The 18,956-nt window shown below is 59.3% G+C and carries 12 protein-coding genes; 2 read left to right on the top strand and 10 right to left on the bottom strand.

The window, feature by feature from the left end:
• The first annotated feature begins 14 nt into the window (after positions 1 to 14).
• Positions 15 to 1,646, top strand: coding sequence for a recombinase family protein (locus AC0GUR_RS03600; protein WP_472876098.1), 1,632 nt, complete (start codon positions 15 to 17; stop codon positions 1,644 to 1,646).
• Between the two features lie 317 nt (positions 1,647 to 1,963).
• Here the strand turns inward: AC0GUR_RS03600 and AC0GUR_RS03595 are convergent, their stop codons facing one another.
• From AC0GUR_RS03595 to AC0GUR_RS03570, 6 genes are all read right to left on the bottom strand, one after another.
• Positions 1,964 to 2,227 (bottom strand): hypothetical protein, encoded by a 264-nt coding sequence (locus tag AC0GUR_RS03595; RefSeq protein ID WP_472876097.1) that lies wholly within the window; start codon positions 2,225 to 2,227, stop codon positions 1,964 to 1,966.
• Between the two features lie 164 nt (positions 2,228 to 2,391).
• Positions 2,392 to 2,874, bottom strand: a complete 483-nt coding sequence (locus AC0GUR_RS03590; protein ID WP_472876096.1) for a hypothetical protein — start codon at positions 2,872 to 2,874, stop codon at positions 2,392 to 2,394.
• Positions 2,855 to 8,158 carry an RHS repeat-associated core domain-containing protein gene (locus AC0GUR_RS03585; RefSeq protein WP_472876095.1) on the bottom strand — a complete coding sequence of 1,768 codons (5,304 nt, stop codon included), beginning with the start codon at positions 8,156 to 8,158 and terminating at the stop codon, positions 2,855 to 2,857. Before AC0GUR_RS03585 ends, AC0GUR_RS03590 begins: the two co-directional genes overlap by 20 nt.
• Positions 8,159 to 8,499: 341 nt before the next feature.
• The gene (locus tag AC0GUR_RS03580; RefSeq protein ID WP_472876094.1) at positions 8,500 to 9,537 is read right to left on the bottom strand and encodes a cytochrome-c peroxidase; all 1,038 of its coding nucleotides are present in this window, start codon (positions 9,535 to 9,537) and stop codon (positions 8,500 to 8,502) included.
• Positions 9,538 to 9,830: 293 nt separating this feature from the next.
• Entirely contained in the window at positions 9,831 to 12,593 is a 2,763-nt protein-coding gene (locus AC0GUR_RS03575) for an IPT/TIG domain-containing protein (protein WP_472876093.1), read from the bottom strand.
• A gap of 212 nt (positions 12,594 to 12,805) precedes the next feature.
• On the bottom strand, positions 12,806 to 15,568 hold the full coding sequence (locus AC0GUR_RS03570) for a beta strand repeat-containing protein (protein WP_472876092.1): 2,763 nt from the start codon (positions 15,566 to 15,568) through the stop codon (positions 12,806 to 12,808).
• A 423-nt stretch (positions 15,569 to 15,991) separates the two neighbouring features.
• Here AC0GUR_RS03570 and AC0GUR_RS03565 point away from each other — a divergent pair, with 423 nt between their 5' ends.
• Positions 15,992 to 16,294: a hypothetical protein gene (locus tag AC0GUR_RS03565; RefSeq protein ID WP_472876091.1), complete on the top strand. Its 303-nt coding sequence runs from the start codon at positions 15,992 to 15,994 to the stop codon at positions 16,292 to 16,294.
• 215 nt (positions 16,295 to 16,509) lie between these two features.
• On the opposite strand, the gene AC0GUR_RS03560 is transcribed toward AC0GUR_RS03565, so the two are convergent.
• The 4 genes from AC0GUR_RS03560 to AC0GUR_RS03545 all read right to left on the bottom strand — a co-directional run bounded on the left by AC0GUR_RS03560 (position 16,510) and on the right by AC0GUR_RS03545 (position 18,823).
• Positions 16,510 to 17,226, bottom strand: coding sequence for a hypothetical protein (locus AC0GUR_RS03560; protein WP_472876090.1), 717 nt, complete (start codon positions 17,224 to 17,226; stop codon positions 16,510 to 16,512).
• Positions 17,214 to 17,525: a hypothetical protein gene (locus AC0GUR_RS03555; RefSeq protein WP_472876089.1), complete on the bottom strand. Its 312-nt coding sequence runs from the start codon at positions 17,523 to 17,525 to the stop codon at positions 17,214 to 17,216. The genes AC0GUR_RS03560 and AC0GUR_RS03555 overlap by 13 nt, the downstream gene beginning before the upstream one ends.
• Before the next feature lie 167 nt (positions 17,526 to 17,692).
• Positions 17,693 to 17,983 (bottom strand): hypothetical protein, encoded by a 291-nt coding sequence (locus AC0GUR_RS03550; protein WP_472876088.1) that lies wholly within the window; start codon positions 17,981 to 17,983, stop codon positions 17,693 to 17,695.
• A 15-nt stretch (positions 17,984 to 17,998) separates the two neighbouring features.
• Positions 17,999 to 18,823 carry a hypothetical protein gene (locus AC0GUR_RS03545; protein WP_472876087.1) on the bottom strand — a complete coding sequence of 275 codons (825 nt, stop codon included), beginning with the start codon at positions 18,821 to 18,823 and terminating at the stop codon, positions 17,999 to 18,001.
• Positions 18,824 to 18,956 lie beyond the last annotated feature (133 nt).

Here is an 18,956-nt window from a genome sequence, read left to right as displayed (position 1 = left end):
GTAGGGTCCGCCAGATGCGCCAAAACGCCAAAGTATACAGCTACCTGCGGTTCTCTGACGCCAAGCAGGCCGCCGGCAGCTCCGCTGACCGCCAGGCCGCCTACGCCGAGAAATGGGCCGCTGATCACGGCCTGGTGCTGGACACCACCCTATCCATGCGCGATGAGGGCCTGAGCGCCTACCACCAGGCGCACGTGAAAAAGGGGGCTCTCGGCACATTCCTGCGCGCCATTGAGGGCGGCCAGATCGCCCCTGGCTCGGTGCTGGTGGTCGAGGGCCTGGATCGTCTGAGCCGCGCTGAACCAATCGAGGCCCAGGCCCAGCTCACCCAGATCATCACCGCCGGCATCACGGTGGTCACCGCCAGCGACGGCCAGCAGTACAGCCGGGAAAGCCTCAAGGCGAACCCGATGGGCCTCATTTACTCGCTCCTGGTGATGATCCGCGCCAATGAGGAGTCCGAGACCAAGTCCAAGCGCGTGAAGGCCGCAGTGCGCCGGTTGTGCGAGCAGTGGCAGGCCGGCGCCTACCGTGGCGTTATTCGCAACGGGAAAGACCCGAAGTGGGTCGAGTACCGAGATGGCGCCTGGCACCTGATTCCCGGCCGCGTGGGTGCGGTGCGCATGGTCATCGACCTGTTCCTGCAGGGGCACGGAAGCCTAGCCATCGTGGACCAGCTCAAGGCAGCCGGGCTGTCCGTCAGCGATCGCCCTACCGCCGCCAGCCACCTCTACAAGCTGCTGCGCCTGCCCGCGCTAGTTGGCACAAAGGTGCTGGAGGTCGACGGGATCGAATACCGGCTCCCTGGCTACTACCCGCCGGCACTCACCCAAACCGAATTCGATGAACTGCAGCTCGCCCTTAAACAGCGCAGGCGGGTCAAGGGCGACTCCGGCATGGTTGGCATCATCACGGGCCTCGGGATCACGCGTTGCGCGTATTGCGGCAGCGCGATGGCAAGCCAGAACATGGTCAATCGCAAGCGCGACGAACGCGGCCACGTCCGCGACAGCCACCGGCGAATCAACTGCAGCGCCGATGCCAGCCGCGCGTGTCCGGTGTCGGGCTCGACCACGATCGCGCCGATTGAGCGCGCCCTCCTCACCTACTGCTCTGATCAGATGCGGCTCAGTCGGCTGCTCGATAACGGCGCCAGCGACGCGCCCATCAAGGCGCGCATTGCGGGCGCCAGGACGCGTATCGCGGAGCTAGAAACACAAACGGGCCGCCTCACTGAGGCTCTGCTCACCGGCGACGGTGCTGCCCCCGGCTTCTTATTGGCGAAGGCGCGCGAGCTGGAGACCTCGTTGCAGAAAGCACGGCACGACCTAGCCGACGCCGAGACCGAACTGGCCGCACTCAGCCGGAGGACACCAGCCGCCGCTGAGGCATGGGCCGCACTGGTCGAGGGCGTCGCCGCGCAAGACCCGGACGCGCGTATGAAGGCCCGGCAGCTTGTCGCCGACACGTTCCAGCGCATCGGCATCGCGCGCTGTGGGCAGGAATGGGCGCACGACGATGGTATGTCGCTCGACCTGGTTCTGGTGCCACACGGTGGTCAGCCGCGTGAGCTGCGGATCAATCGCAAGACGGGTGAATTCATCGCCGGGCGCGACATTGTGCCAACGGTGCAGCGCGGGGCATGATCGGATTTCTGGGCTACCGCGACCACCTGCGCGCTTGCGAATGGACACTGTGCCCACTTTTCCACAAGAGCACACCGCCCCCCTGACAAGGTGCGTATGGTGTATGGCGCATCGGCTTAAGGGTTAAGGGCCAAAAACCGGCCAAAAACACCCCTAAAAGCCGATGCCTGCACGCCAAGAAGGTCAAACACGATCACGTGGCCCAACGGGCCACGATGCATTGCACGGATGATGCGAAGATGATGCAGATTTGATGCAACGATGATGCATCGTGATGCAAAGATGCTGCAAAAATGATGCAGCGATGATGCAAGGGGTCAGTGCGCTGCTCGTGCATACCACTGGCGCACGAGCCGACCGTAGAGCACGCGTGCCCGCGTGATCACTGCACGATCACCAGACCGGACCACGCGGAGATCGTCACGCAGCTGGTCCACCATCTGCTCCAGGTCAGCCACGCGGTCCACATCGGGCTGGCCGCTCGACGTCTCCTGCCGGATCTCGCCCAAGAGCTTGGCTCGGCACAGGAGCAGGATTTGCTCGGCGGATGACCGCTCAGCGTCGTCGGTGGCGTAGCTCATCAACCGTTCTCCTGGTGCGCGACATCGGTAGCGGCGTTCAGCTTGCTACCGATGTCACGTGCTCGTCGTGCTCTTCCGACGAAGCCGGGTGCGATGGACTGAAGGTATCCGATCATGGCAGCGACGGGGACTCCTCACGCAACAGATGATGCATCAGCGGAGAATCATCCACCTTCTAGCCAGCGCCCCGCTGCATCACGAATTGCCTTCTCAAAAAAGGCACGATCTTCCACTCTATCGGCCATTTCGCTAGCCGCGTAAATGAATTCATCAAGTTCGTGAAACCCTCGTTCTTTGCTGCTCAATACAGCATCCCACAGAAATCTCGCCCCCTCTTCTGGGGAAATCTGCCCGGAGACAATCGAGGCGGAAACCCCCTTTGCAATCTGCCTAAGCGCATCTGGATTCGACTCGACAGCGACTCCGCTTTCACGAAGAAAGCTATCGAAAAGTCCCGACATTCGTTCATTGTCGCCCTTGGCGCAGACCATGATCTCCACCAGCTGCTCAGAGGCGACATCTAAAGACAGGAGATCAGAAGCTAGTTGCTGCAGCTGTTCGGAGCGAATCAGCTTCAACTTCCAAAGAGCTCCCAAATCCACCATCTGAACATCAGAAAGGGGGACGTTATTTAAACTTAAATCCATCGCGCACTCCGGTCACAAGATTCTCCCAGTAATGGATCACAATCTTCTCTCCTGTTTGGAGGTCTTCATGAATGTGCTCCATCTTTGCGTAGATCTCTTCAGGGTAAGCCGGATCGTTAATCCTTCCCGCCATGATTCTTTCCCCCGCACCGGCTGCCGCTTCCTCCAACGCAAGTTGCTCTGCAAGTGAGAGCGCCACCGTTCGAACCGGAAGAGGTGGCGTACCCATCGCGATTGGGGCAACGTCGTATGTAAATTGACCGGAGCAGCCCTGGACTTCATGAAAGATCGCAATACCTTTGGCGCCCAAAAAAAACTGATGTAACGCGCTTCCATTTAGTCCTGCCATGTACGCTTGCGCGTCACTTCTGGCGGCGCCAAGACTGCCGAACACATCTCCAGGGGCCAATCCCATCGGATCAACATTGCTTAGCGGATCACCGCCGACATAGGCATAAAAACTCGCCTGCCCGCCACCCAATCCCAGAGGATCCTCGCTGATAAAGCTCGCCATCACCGGGCTGTAGTAACGCGATCGGTAATAGTAAAGACCCGCGGCATCCGCCTCACGCCCCGTATACTGGTAGGGATTCGTAAAGCCGCTCGTCGTATCAGTCAACGTCACGTTGCCATATGGATCGTAGCTGTATTGCTCTCTGATCGCACCAGTCGAATCCGTCAATCCAATTGTGCTGTTGATCGCGTCGGTCAGGAAGTACGTTCTTCCCGTCACGTCATTGCGCGCAAACCGCTCATCGATCCCTAAGCCAGTAAGAATGGGGTTGACGACATTGCCTTGCGTCTCTTGCACGGCATTGGCGCCATCGTAGAGGTATTGCGTGGCGGAGCCAGCCTGCACAGTCTTGCTGATACGTCGGCCCAAAGCGTCAAAGTTGTATTTAAGTTGCGGCGTGCCGCCCTGACTGATTTGTACAAGCTGGTTTCGCGCGTTCCAGGTATAGGTATTTGTGCCGTCGCTCAGCAGGTTACCGTTGGCGTCATAGCTGAGGGCTTGGCCATTGAAGGACGTCTTGCGGCCATTAAGGTCGATGATTGCGGCCGCGCTACTTGGCGTCGGCAGTAGGTCCGTTGCCAAGCTACCGCCCTTACTAATGCGACGACCACCTGCGTCGTAGCCATACGTCAGGTTACCAAGGTTGGTGCCATTACCCTGGACGTAACCCAGGCTCACCAATTGACTGGCATTGTCGTAGCCATAGTTAACCGTGACGCCGTTAGGCAAGGTGAGCACGGTGCGGCGGTTGTCGGCGTCGAAGGCCAACTGGACCGTTTCTGCGCCCTGACTGATGGCTGTCAGGCGGTTGCCATTATCGTAGTTGTAGTTGACCACGGCTTGCGTCGCGGCGGTCATGCTGGTGCGACGACCGGCAGCGTCGTAGGTGTAAGCCACGCTGCCTAGGCTACCGGCCTCACTAGTGACGCGGTCCAAGCCGTCATACGTCCAGCTCATCGTACCGGAGGCTGAATCGGTCACACTGATAACCCGGTTGCCGGCGTCGTAGACGGGCTGCATTCCACCGCCATCCGCATACGCGACGAGGCTGCGGCGATTCAACGTGTCGTAGCTGTAGTCGGTGACCTGCTTCTTGCGGTCGGTGTACGTAAGCACGTTGCCCAGACCGTCATAGGTCCACGACTCGCTTTGCCCCAGGGCATCCGTGCGGGTAATGCGGCGATCGCGATTATCGTAGGTACTGGCGATCACAGCCTGGTTGGGAAGCGTGACGCTAAGCGTATTGCCGTTACCATCGTAGTTGAAGGTGCTGGTTTGATTGAGGGCATCGGTCATAGACACCACGCGATCATTGGTGTCGTACTGCATCAACGCCACATTCCCCATCGGATCTCGCGATGCGATGCGGCGCCCCAGATTGTCCACTGCAAAACTCGTCGCCCGATTCAGCGGGTCCGTGACGCTCTGCAAGTCATAACCTTGGTAGGCAACTAGTGACATGTTGCCAAGGGCATCTTTAACCGACACGAGCTGGCCTGCTCCATTGCACTGGATACTCGTGCTATGCCCCAGGGCATCGGTGACCTGTGTCAAGCAACCGTTGGTGTAACCCATGGCAGTGACATTGCCGAGTGGATCTTTGATCGAGGCGAGCTGGCTGAAATCCGAGGTGTAGGTGAACTGGGTCGTCGTGGCGTTTGCCGTGCCAGCGAGCCTCGTGACACTGAGCACATTGCCGACCGCATCGTAGGTGTAGGTGCTCTTGCGACCCAGGGCATCGGTCTCGCTATCGAGCAAGCCCGAGGCTTCGCGCGAGAAGGTCGATGTTTGTGCCAGGGGTGTGCCATAAGCTGCTGTGATACTGGATGTGTACTTACTAATCGGATCAAAGGCGAACTGCTGCTGATTACCGTTGGGATCAGTCACCATAGTGGCCGTCACCGTGTTGCTGCTGTCGGTGGTGTAGCCAAACTGGTAATAGGTGTTGTCCGCGTAGGCTTGCTTGGTCACCCGGCCGTTGGTGTCATATTGATTCGTCACCGAGACATGTCCGCGACGGTCTTGCATGGTCACCATGCGATTGTTGCCGTCGTAGGTGTATTGCTCAGTGGTCTGATCCGGGTAAGTGACCGTGGCTAGGCTACCCGCTGCGTTGTACGCGTAGGTGATCGTGCGACCCGCGTTATCCGTCGCTCCGATGACGCGATTACTACTGTCGTAGTTGAAGGTGATGGAGCGCCCGCTGGGCGACGCCATTTGCTGTATGAGCCCGCCGTTGTAGCTGAATTGGATTTGGTTACCGTAGCGGTCCTGGATCCAGGACAGGGAATTGGGTACGTGGCGCGTGAAGGCATACTGTGTGCCGTCCCTAAGATTCAGGAGCCAATGCGCTCCGAGCGGCGTATTGTCTTGCAGAAACTGGATGCTCGATCCATAGAAGGCGGAATTGGTGCTGTTATGGGCCCACACTGAACCCGCCAGCGGCCAGTTGTCATTGCCGCTAATCTGGTTGTACGCAACGCCCTCGCCACAAGGAAGCACCAAGGACATGGCGGTGGTCACGCCACCGCCCGCGCTCCACAAGTGGATACCAAAATTGGCATTGCCGCCGATGCCAAAGACGTGAGGGTTGGGATCCGCGGAGGAATAGGCGCGTGTAAGCGTCAGCGGCAGGACGTCGCTGATAGCGAAGTCGTTCCATTCGTGGAACATGATGCCGGTTTGCAAGTCTATGGGCTTAGCTACATGGCTGTTGCATAGCTTCATCGACGTTGGCGGATTGCTTTGACTCTGTGACGCGCCCGCCCCCAGTGCCCAAGCCAGGGTGACCCCTGGGTTCGGTTCCAAATGCTTGGCATCGGCGGTGACTTGCCCGGTGCCATACATCTGCCAGCCTTCTTTGATGCTGTAGACCCAGAAGTCGGCAGAGCTATTGGCTTTGGCCTGGCCATAGTTGGGATACACAATGCGAAGGCCCTTAGCAGCCTCCGGCGTCAACCCCTGCACCACCGCATCACCGGGTTGAATGGTGAAGTACATGGGAAAGTTGTCAGGGAGCGGAAACGGTGCGCGATCGACCGGGGTTGGTACCAGTGCGATATGCGAGAGCACGTTGCCGTCGCGCCCCTTGAAGACCGCGCCCGCGGGCACATGCACCTCCAGGCCAGGCATGTCCGGGTGCGTCAGCACGACCTCACGAGTGGTCGGTGTCGGCAAGATGATCTCGTCACGCGGCAGAATGCGCGGCAGATACATCACAAACGGCATGCGTGTAACGGCGCCCGCCTTGACATCGGCGGCCACCACAAAGCGCCCATACTTCCGGCCACCGTGGCTAGCGGATGCGCCATCCACCAACAGTTCGCCGCGACCGGCCGGGATCGCAGAGAGCACGAATACACCGTGTTCGTCGGTATGCACCCTGACATCCCCGAGGCTTACCTCCACATTGGCCACGGGACTCTCATCGATCTGCCGCACTTGGCCGACCAGCGCTGTGGTGCCTTTAGGAAAGCTAGCCTCCTGCGCACGCGTATCTGGCAAGTGCCGATACGGTGCGTACAAACGCCAATGAGCGCCCGTGATATCCGGTGCGTTGTTCTTGCCAGGATAGAAAGCGCCATCGCGGACTGCGCTGTGAGGCCGACACAGCTGGCCATCGGCGCACGGCGCATCACGCCCCCCTCCGGCCATCACATAAATCGGCGGCAGCGAAGCAGACGGGTCCGTGACCTCCGGCCCTGGGCGCGCACCGTGGCCGGCGATGACAACACCGTTGGCGTCTGTACTTCCGGTCGTGAAACCCGTCGCCGTGTATTTGACGACGTCACCTTCAGCTGTCCGGAGGTCCTTCACAAACAACGTATAGCGAGAGCCTGGATACAAGTCATCGGGCAACTGCACGAAGGCCTGGCGGCCATCGTTGGTAGCAACGACGTGGATCGGCACCACGCCTTCAGGACCAAGCAAGGTGACGGTTTTGGCATTTAGCGCGCGCACGTCCATGGCGGTGTTGAAGCGAAGGGTCAAGGGACCTTGGATGGGGGCCGCTTGCCTGTCCACGCCCGGTAAAGGGATGATGCGTGGTGCCGCCGCGCGAGCTCCTACGTACTCGGGTAATACATCGAAGTGCTGATGTTCCGGATCAAAGCGTACGACCGAAGGTACCGACAGGCCGTTAGCATCGACGCCGCCCTCGATGCGAACACTGCCATCCTCTTGCAGCGTCGCCACGGCATAGATTCGTGGCACCTGCGTACCGTCGAGGGAAGTGAGGTCGTGTGACTTTAGATCCCACACGGCCGCCTGTGTCGCGGCCACACCATCGCTAGCCCACCCTCCGGTCATCAGCAAACGGCCGTCACTCAAAACCGTAAGCGCATGCCCCGCACGCGCGGGCAGACCCAAGAGGCCCGTGGGTACAAAGCGGCCGCTCGCCGGATCGAACCATTCGCCCGTGTCCAGCACGCGGCCTTGGTTGTCGACCCCGCCCCACAGTAGCACCTGGCCACCGGACAACACCGTCACTGACGCGAAGTGACGGGGTTCGGGCAGGGTTAATTTCTGGCGGGAGGTGCCATCGATCAGATAAGCCACTCCAGCGGCGCCATGCACATCAAGCACGCGTCCGTCGGGAAGCAGTGTGTGACTGACCTCTGCGGAGGGCGGGAGGATATAGGTGTGGCCCGCTGTACTTGTGCGCACAGGCGATACCGACGGGGGCAGCCATAGCGCCAATGCGCTCAGCGCGCCTACACCCAGTAGGCCGATCCAACCGGCACGTCCCATGTTTGCCTTTTTCACCTTCATGGCTCTCCCCTTCCATCCCATTAACCGATGTCCATCGGCCGCAACGTTATTCACACACTGTAGCCAGGTCGCAGGCTGCAAATCACGTTTGATCAAAACCGTCCCTTATCAGGCGGGGACAAAACCTTTGATGACTGTGCGTGCGCGTCCGATCACGAAAGTGACAGAGGCTAAAGAGCCTTTGGCCACCCATCGAGAGATTGATCTCTCACTAAGCAATCTACCGGCCCACGCTATTCGAACACCGAGTGGGTTGTCAGCGAGCAAAAGCACAACTAGCCCAATCGTTACCTTCCATGGAAACGGCCACCTGCCCTGAACCCACGGTGCATCACTCCGCATTAGAGCGCCTCCAGAAAGGTCTCAATGTCTAGTTTCTCTTCAACGCTGAGGTTGATGGGATACCCCGATTGGAGGCTTCTGTAATAGACCTCGCGATCAATGGCATCACTCAGGGTAGGCACGCTCCCGTCGTGCATATACGGCGCTGTTGAAGCAACGCCGCGAAGCGATGGCGTGCGGAACAGCCCTATGTCGGCCGGGTTCTGAGTCACGTTGAATCGTCCAAGTTCGGCTTCATCGGCATGGAGAGCGATGCGATTACCTATCGCCCCATCTGTGAGAGAGCGCTCCATGACACCTTCAGTGAGAATCGCCAAGTTGTGGCTGATGGCATCGAGCCCGACACCGGTACGGTGATAGGCGTGATCCGTCAAGTCCGCCGAGTCGCCCTGCAATGAATGACACTCAGCACACCGGGCCTTCCCTTTGAAAAGGGCAAGCCCAAGCTTCGCTCGTGAACTCAGCGCCGCCGAGTCTCCCTGCTGCGTGAACCGGTCGTAGGCACTCGGCGGTGGATCAAGCGATCGAACGTAACTCGCCAAGGCCAAACCCACGTCACCCACCGAAAAGTCCTGGGTGTCCGGGAATGCCTGCGCAAAGGCGTCTCGATACGTGGCATTGGCCTGGATTCGGCGAAGCAATTCACTACTGTCAGGCAACCCCATCTCCACCGGGTTGATGAGTGGGTCAAGCACGGCTTGTTCCAACGAATCACGCCGCCCCTCCCAGAAGAACGACACTTCTTTGGATCCGGCGAGCGTCAATAGACTCGGGGTATTGCGCGTTCCTTTTCGCCCATAGACCCCCACTGCAACGGTCCGCCCATCTGCAAAAGCGCGAGATGGCATATGACATGACGAACAACTTAGCGAGCCATCGACACTTAGCGATGGATCACTAAAGAGCTTCTTGCCAAGGGCGACCCGCATTGCCATCAACGAAGACCTTCCTTTGCCTTGATGTGTTCCCACAACGAATACAAGGGAAAACACCACTGACAGCGCGACCAGGCATGTCACGGTCAGGGTGCGATTCATGGTCCATCGCCACATGGCTTAGCTGTTGAGAGTCGTCTGCATTGAAACTAAGCGAACTTCTTCGCCACCCGTGTTGAAGTCGATTTCACGATGCACCTCTCAGTGCCACCGCCCTTTCAGGCATTGATGTGTGACTTGCGCAAACGAAGACCTTCGCACCCAAGTACCACGCCAGCTTTCCTGTGCCACGAAACCGTCTGTCACTGCCCCTTTAGGGCTCGCCTCTGATTACCGAGACGCCGGCCACGTCGACGCTCCCAGAAGTAGCGCCAAACGCCGTGACACCCTTGGCCTTAGGGTGGCATCAACTCCAACGTGCCGGAGCCAGCCACGCCAGAACCGGTAACGATGACCGTGTAGGTTCCACCCACGGGTAGATTCGGTAGCGTCAGCGAGCCCGTGTTCGTCGTGCTAAACGTCTGGTAGTAATTCTTTGGCGTGATGGCACCCACATCCGGGCGGTATACGTACACGTACAACGGCAATCCAGGCGGATTGCTTGTGGTGACCTGGGACAAGGTGAGCGTGGCGCTGCTCCCCGCCACCGCATTGAACGTCAGTCGCTCCACGCGCCCCAAGTCAAGGCTAATCGGAACCGGAGTGCCCGAATTTAACACCGGTCCGATGATGTCGGGCGCGAGCATGGCATTGAAGTTCACCGGACTTGTCGGACTCGGAGCCGATACCACCACCGTATACGTCCCCGCGGCGAGACTCCACAACGGATACCCGCACGTCCAACCCCAATAGCAGTTGGTGTTGCTACTGATGTTGTTGAAGCTTGCGTCATAAACATTCACGGGAATGACCGATGAACTCCCTCCCGTCGTCGGGTAAATCAATGTGAAGTCAAGGTTGTCACCTTGGTTGGCATTGAAGGTCAACACGGTGTACTTTCCCGGCCCACCCGAGCTGTAAGACTGAATTGCGCCAGTCGCAGCGATGGATTGCGCAATCAATGGGGACAATGTGATCTGGGCCGTACATGCAACACCGGACCCACTAACGATGACTGTGTAGGTTCCGCTGACGGGGAGATTCAACAAACTGATAGGACCGGCGCTCACTATGCTTGCCTTCGCATAGTAATTTCCCGTGGTGATCGGATTGGTATCTGGTCGATAGACGCTCACGTATACCGGCAGCCCGGTCGGATTCGAAGTATTCGCGTTGTACACGTTGAGCATGACGTTATCGCCAGCGTTGGCGTTGAACGTCAATCGCTCCGTTTGACCCAAGCCCAGATTGACGGTGAGCGGAACATTGGCAGCAAGCGCCGGTCCGGGTATATCGGAAGACAACATCAGGTCGAACCCGATCGACGTGTATGCATTGGGTGGAGAGACGATGACCGTGTACCTGCCCGCAGCCAGGTTCCAGAGAGGGTATCCGCAAGACCACGCTAGATAGCACTGTGTGCCACCACCAACGTACACACCATTTGCATCGTAAACATTGATCGCCGCGGGATACGCGGTCGAACCGACCATGGCCGTAATGCCGGCCATCAACTCCAGGTTGTCGCCCTGATTGGCCGTAAACGTGAAGTTGGCCGTTTGGCCGGCACCGTAGCCGCTGAAGTTGCGGAGCTGCCCAATGTTCATTGTCTGATACGGCTGGAGAACAATTTGCTCCGTAAGAGTAGCTCCCGCCCCTGGAGCAACAACCACCTGATATATGCCCGTACTTGGCAGGGTGGTGAGAACGATGGTCCCATTCCCCTTGTTGGACGTATTGATATAGCTAAATTGGCTGGGATTGTAGATGGCATAGCCAACCGTTTGGCCTGACGGGCTGGTCGACACATTAGTAGTCGACAGGGTCAGCATTTGCTGTGCGGTTGCCGGGAAAAGCAACCGCTTGCTTTGGCCAGGGATCGCCGTAGCTACCGAAGACGGCGATCCGAGCGAAAGAATACCCGCACTCTCCATGCCCAGTGCCAGTTGGGCACCCGCCGTGTCGGGCGAGAACGTTGCCAAATACGTGCCACCGACGAGTAACTGCGGAAGATGTATCGATGGCGCGTTGCGCGATACCGTGCCCTGGAGAATGAGCTGATTGCCCGGCGCATAAACGGCGTAGTTGATAGTGCTAGCTTGGGTCGTGATGGTGCTGAGCTGCAGGCTGATCCAATCGTTGGCGTTGCCGTTGAAGAGCACGGCGCCGACCTGGTGGGCAGCGCTAATGTTCAGATTGACGTTGCCACCACCGACAGCGGCATACGCCGTTGCAACCACGCCAGAAGCACTCACGCCTGCAGGAGCGACAACCACCGGGGCCACACTCACGGCCTGCCCGTAGGGTGTTTCCACGCTGACAAAGCCACTCGTGTCGTTGGCCGTTACGGTGTGCTGGATTTGGTTGTCGCTGATCGAGGACGTGGCCGAAACACCCCGACCACCCAAAGCCATCACCGTTTGGCCAGCGATCGGATTGAGGTGTGCACCGGTCACCGTCAACGTACCGCCCACCGGAATGGCGATCGGTGATACGGCGTCGATGGTGGGCGGCAGCCCCGTACTATCCACAACAAACGGCACGGCTGTACTAGTGGCGGCCCCGCTGACGCTAATACCAATGGGACCCGTTGTAGCTCCTGTGGGAACTGTGGCGGTAAGTCGTGTGCTCGAGGCCGAAAGAACCGCTGCTGCAGCCCCATTGAAGGTAACGGTGTTGCCTGAAGGCGACGAGCTGAACCCCTGGCCGGAAATGGCCACCTGCGTGCCAGCAACGCCATGTGTCGGGGAGAACGCGAAGACTGCAAGCTGTCCTGCCGGCGCACTGGTCACCTGCACCAGGTTTCCCAATGCATCGTAGCTGTACTGGGCACTGGTACCAGTGCCCTGCGTGACCGCTACCAGGCGACCATTGGCATCGTAGGTGTAGTTGCTGGATTGCGCCTGCGCCCATCCACCCCAGAGGGCGATACACGCCAGCACGCCACAGCTAAGTGCCCGGCAAAAGGCCATCCACTTGAGGCGGCGAGAGCGCTCCGTGTTTGAACCCCGCCCACCGTTAGCACCGCTTTCACGCCTGCGATTGCCTTGCGATTCCATGCGCACGCCCTTCCTTGCCGTTCCCTCGGATCGGCCGGCCAGATCAATTGTCAGCGCCCCAAAAGCGGACTCCCCACAGTCACACTATTGAGCCCCTCAATTTTGGTTGTCAACATTGTCGGTGAAATCCGTGCCAAAACTATGGATCAGTTCCGTAGTTCACCAACTGTACGGTAGTACCGCACCGCATTCGTGACCGCACCTCATGGTGCCTAAGGCGGCATCAGCATCAGCGTACCGGAGCCAATGACACCTGAGGTGTAAACCACGACCGTGTACGTTCCGCTCACAGGCAGATTTGGCAACGTCAATGAGCCCGCATTGGTCGCGTTGAACGTCCCGTAGTAATTCGTAGCTGTTATGGCACCAACATCGGGTCGGTATACATTCACAGTCATAGGCAAGCCAGTCGGATTGCTGGTACTCACCTGTGACAGATTGAGAGTTGCAGTACCCCCTGCCGTCGCATTGAACGTCAACCGCTCCACTTGACCCAGCCCAAGTCCGATGGAGGTCGAGGTACCTGCAGTCAATGTCGGTCCGTTGATATCTGGACCGAGTATGGCGTTGAAACCGATCGAGCTAGTCTGACTAGGTGGCGAGACAACCACCGTATATGCCCCTGCTGAGAGATTCCATAACGGATATCGGCACGTCCAGCCCTGATAGCAACCCGTATTACTGCTGATATTGGTGAATTTAGAGTCGTAAACATTCACCGCCACCGCCGTCCCATTTGCTCCGGTCGCCACCCCGCTCAGTGTCAGCTCTAAGTTGTCTCCTTGATTGGCATTGAAGACCATAATTGCCGACTTACCAGGTCCGCCGGCGCTGTATGGCTGATTTGCTCCATTGGCGACGATGGGCTGCGCGGTCAAGGGAGAGAAAGTCAACTGCGCCACACCAGGAACACCGGACGTGCTGACAATGACCGTGTAGGTACCGCTGACAGGAAGGTTCAACAAATTGACAGGACCGGAGCCCACGATGCCGGCGCTTGCGTAGTAATTTCCGGTGGTGAGCGGGGTGGTGTCAGGACGATAGACGCTCACTGTCACCGGCAATCCGGCCGGATTTGAGGTGTTTGCGTTGGCCACGTTGAGCATGACGCTATCGCCAGCGTTGGCGTTGAACGTCAATCGCTCCACTTGACCCTGGCTTAGATTGACCGTGAGCGGAACATTGGCAGCGAGCGCAGGCCCCGAAATATCTGCACCAAGCATCAGGTCAAGCCCGATCGACGTGTTTGCGTCGGGCGGGGAGACGACGACCGTGTATTTTCCCGCCGTCAGGTTCCAGAGAGGGTATCGACACGTCCACCCCCGGTAACAATTGGCGCCACCCGCAACGTACACGCCATTTGCATCGTAGACATTGATTGCCGCGGGATTCGTCGTCGTACCCGAAATGGCCATGTTGCTGGCCGTTAACTCCAGGTTGTCGCCCTGATTGGCCGTAAAGGTGAAGTTAGCTGTTTGTCCGGGGAAATAGCCGCTGTAGTTACGAAGCTGTCCAACGACCATTAGCTGATACGGCTGAAGGACAACTTGCTCTGTAGCGGTCGCTCCAACACCAGGGGTTACGATCAATTGATACGTGCCGGAACTGGGAGGGGAAGTCAGCACAATGGTCCCATTATTCGTGCTTGACGTATTGAAATAGCTAAATTGGCTGGGATTGTAGATGGCATAACCAATGGCTTGACCAGGCGGGCTAGTCGTTACATTGGTGAATGAGAGACTCAGCATCTGCTGAACTGCCGCCGGAAACAGTAACCGCTTGCTTTGCCCCGCAACGGCCGTCGCAACCGTGGCAGGAGTTCCAAGCATCAGGACGCCGCCGTTCTCAATCCCTAATGCCAATTGGGCACCCGCCGTGTCGGGCGAGAACGTTGCCAAATACGTGCCACCGACGAGTAACTGCGGAAGATGTATCGATGGCGCGTTGCGCGATACCGTGCCCTGGAGAATGAGCTGATTGCCCGGCGCATAAACGGCGTAGTTGATAGTGCTAGCTTGGGTCGTGATGGTGCTGAGCTGCAGGCTGATCCAATCGTTGGCGTTGCCGTTGAAGAGCACGGCGCCGACCTGGTGGGCAGCGCTAATGTTCAGATTGACGTTGCCACTACCGACAGCGGCATACGCCGTTGCAACCACGCCAGAAGCACTCACGCCTGCAGGAGCGACAACCACCGGGGCCACACTCACGGCCTGCCCGTAGGGTGTTTCCACGCTGACAAAGCCACTCGTGTCGTTGGCCGTTACGGTGTGCTGGATTTGGTTGTCGCTGATCGAGGACGTGGCCGAAACACCCCGACCACCCAAAGCCATCACCGTTTGGCCAGCGATCGGATTGAGGTGTGCACCGGTCACCGTCAACGTACCGCCCACCGGAATGGCGATCGGTGATACGGCGTCGATGGTGGGCGGCAGCCCCGTACTATCCACAACAAACGGCACGGCTGTACTAGTGACGGCCCCGCCTACGCCCATGCCAATGGGACCCGTCGTAGCCCCCGTGGGGACTGTGGCGGTAAGTCGTGTGCTCGAGGCCGAAAGAACCGCTGCGACAGCCCCATTAAAGGTAACTGTGTTGCCTGAAGGCGACGAGCTGAAACCCTGGCCGGAAATGGCCACCTGCGTGCCAGCAACGCCATGTGTGGGGGAGAACGCGAAGACCGCAAGCTGTCCTGCCGGCGCACTGGTCACCTGCACCAGGTTTCCCAATGCGTCGTAGCTGTACTGGGCACTGGTGCCAGTGCCCTGCGTGACCGCTACCAGGCGACCATTGGCATCGTAGGTGTAGTTGCTGGATTGCGCCTGCGCCCATCCACCCCAGAGGCCGATACACGCCAGCACGCCACATGTAAGTGCCCGGCAAAAGGCCATCCACTTGAGCCCGCGAGAGCGCTCCGTGTTTGAACCCCGCACACCGTTAGCACCGCTTTCACGCCTGCGATTGCCTTGCGATTCCATGCGCACGCCCTTCCTTGCCGTTCCCTCGGATCGGCCGGCCAGATCAATTGTCAGCGCCCCAAAAGCGGACTCCCCACGTTCACACTATTGAGCTCCTCAATTTGGGTTGTCAACATTGTCGGTGGAATCCGTGCCAAAACTATGGATCAGTTCCGTAGTTAACCAACTGTTCGGTGGTACAGCGCCGCAATTCAACAATTGCCTCGAGGGTCAGGAGCGCTTATGAGAAACAAAGGATATCTACTCGGCGTATGGTTCCTCATGCTGGGGCTATCGAGCTGCCATCAGCAGACCGCGACGGAGGCAGCCTCCGCACCAACCAGCGACGTGCCTGAGCCCGCCAGGCCGGCTGACACCGCCGATGAACATACATGGGGTAGCTATTTGGCCGATCAGGGCAAGCTACGCGTTAAGGACGTGGGCATGCAGCCCTACATCTATGTCATCCCAGCCGGCAACGACGTCGGTGCCAAAGAGCGTCGCCACAACGAGGTTGATTCCGTGGTCCACAGTGTCGGCCCCCTTCTAATGCCAGGTGGCCTATTGATCCTTGGCGGCCCCAACGCCAAGCAGACCACAACATTCGTTGGTGAAGTCTCCAAACAACTCAAGGCCAATTCGCTCAAGGGAATTGTGGTGCTCATTGTTAGCGAGCCAAGCGAGCGAGCGGCCGTGCAGGATGCTCTCAAAGGGAGCGGCGCAACGGTTCGGTTTGTCGCCATGTAGCGTTGATTGCTGCCGCCGAAGCGCAATTGTTATTTCTTGGCGTCGCTACTAGACGTAAGACTCCGCTCCATTGCCGCGATAACGTCATCGAGAAGTAGCTTCATTCGTGTACTGCCCCCTCCAGTTCCTCTGGAAGCGCGGCCAAATGACGATCAACACGCCGATGAGTGCGGGCGACATCACGCTCCGCGCTCTCAGCCAACTTAGTATGGCCGTCAGCACGCAACAGCTGTACGTCGTTCGCCAACCTGACTGTCTCTAGGTGAACCCATTGGTAGCGTGTCGTAGCCAATGGAGTCCTGCTGCGCGTCGCCGATCTTGTTCATGACGCCGCCGACCAGCTTACCGACGCCCAGCGCGACAACGCCGCCGATCAGACCGGCCATGCCCGCCATGACGCCGCCGGAGGTACCAGCGCTGATCGCCTCATCAGCAATCCCGACCAAGGGTCCAGCGGCCTTGAGGCCGGAGCTGACGACCTTTCGGCCGGCATTGCCCCACGGCGAGCCACCGTCACCAGGCGACGGGCGGCCACCGCCACCGCGTCGCACGGGCTTAGGCGTAGGCGCAGGCTGGGTGAATGATGCGCCGCTGCCGGCAAACACTTTATTGAACGCACCGCAGCGCCGCGCTTCACGCGCGATGCTGTTGGTTGCGATGGTGTTCCAGTCAATATCGAGGAACGACTTGATGCCCTGGCCGGCGCGATTCAAGTCCTGGCCGAGTTGCGAGGTGCGCTTGAGCTTCTCGAACTCGGTGTTCATCCGCGTCATGTCATCAAGCGAGGCCTTGGTGATCGGGTTGAACTTGACGTGGTTCGCCTTGGCGATGGATGCGCCGAGCGCGTTGATCTTGGCGGTGAGCTGCTTTAGCTCACCGTCGATGTCGCCGGTGTTGAGTTTGGCCTCAACAGGGATTTCTACGCGGCGCATGCTTCACTTCCGAGATCGAGGGCGAGCAGCGCGGTGCGCACGTTGGCGGGCAACTTGTGCTGGCAGGCAATGAGATCCAGGCGCGCAGCCTCTGCGCCGGTGATGGCGCCTGCCTTGTGTGCGTACTGCAGGGCCTTCGCGAGGCACCCTACATCGTCGTCAGCGTGGTCGTTGCGCTCCGCTTCCGGTTTCTTCAACAGCAGCGCGAGCGGCGCCTTTTTCTTCTCAGCGAGCGAGTGCAGCTTCGTGGCTAGTTGCTCAAATTCTGTTGCCATTGCACGTTCATCCTTGATGATCATCAAATTGGGTCGCAGGGGCGGCGAGGTGAGTCATGCCTGCCGCCCCCACTTTGGTGACGCCGAGCAGGACGTCACCACGTTGAAAAGGTGCCCACCTCGGCCAGGGGTGGAGCCAGCGGCCGGGTGGGCTGACATGCACGGCTTCGCGTCGGTGCATGCCGATCGCATCAGGACTCGGCCCCATACCTGTCCTGATCCGAATTCGTAGCAGACGCCTGGCTCGTGCTAGGCGTCTGCTGCTTGGTTGAGTCCTTCTCGCCGACCATCTCCGCCATGAGGTTGATGCATGCGGCGAGAGCCAACTCATTGCCGGCAAGTGCGCGCTGAACGCATAGGTCCAGCAGCTCAGGCGCGCGCGGACCAATCGTGCGGATAGCGGACTTCCGCACGTCACGTTGAATCGTGGCGAGCAAGGCAACGCCCCTGGCGCGGCCGGGGTTGCCTGTCTGGAAACGCATGCGTGCGGTCCTCTATCAGGCGCTTCGGACGAACGGTGCCGGGATGTTTCCGGTGGACACGAACGTCCGAAGCTCGAGAGATGTCTTGACCAGCGCACCGATGCCAACGCCAGCCTTGGCGCCTTCGACTTGGCAGGCTCGCAGGGCCGCGACGAGTGCCGCGTCCAGGGCCCTGCAGTGTGCGGCCAAGTGCCCTGCACTCAGGCGATGCTCAATCGTGGCGGCCTGTTTTTCGGCATCGTGGAGAGTGGTGCGCGCTTCATTCACTGCGGGTAACAAGCCGTCGGCCTTCGCCTTCGCGGCGGCATGCATGCCGGAGATGGTCTTTTCGTCCTCGGAAATGGCATACAGCTCGGCGTGGCCGCCCTCGCCCGCATCGCCACTGGTGCGCTGGCTCAAGATCTCAGCATGGCGCTCGCGCTTGCTGGCGCCTTTACCGGCCAGATCGTCGGCTTCAGCCGTGGCGCTGGCGTGCTCGGCTTCGGCATCAGCAACACGCTGGCGCGCGGCTGCCAGGTTTTGGCCTGCAGCGATCACCGACTGCGAGCCGGAGAGGTCGAGTGCAGGTACACCGGCGGCCAGGATCTGAGCATGGGGCTCTGCGCTGCTGAGGATGCGCTCGATGGCTTCACCGGCGATCGCGTTGCCGGCCTTGGCCGTGACGCTGGCGGCGGCCTGGCGACCGGCGGCCTGCATCGAGGCGACGTCGTTGCGGGCGGCCTGCAACTTCTGCTGCAAGACTCTCAATTCCTGGCGCAGCTGCATCGAATCACCGCCGCCGCGGGCTGCATTTTGGATGTCGGCCTGCAACTGCGATTGCCGCTTCTCCAAGTCGGACATGAGAGAGTTTTTTGCTTCGAGTGACATGGGGAATTCGTTGACTGGTTGGTGTACCTCCAGTTTCGAGTCACGACTGGATGAACCGCTAACAGCCCGCTTATTCCCGCAAGTCGTGACAAGCCGGAGAATCAAA

It is taken from the genome of Dyella sp. PARNA 12/25 (assembly GCF_055702865.1).
Note: the sequence above shows the minus strand (reverse complement) of the source record. Positions and strands in the feature narration are given on the sequence as shown.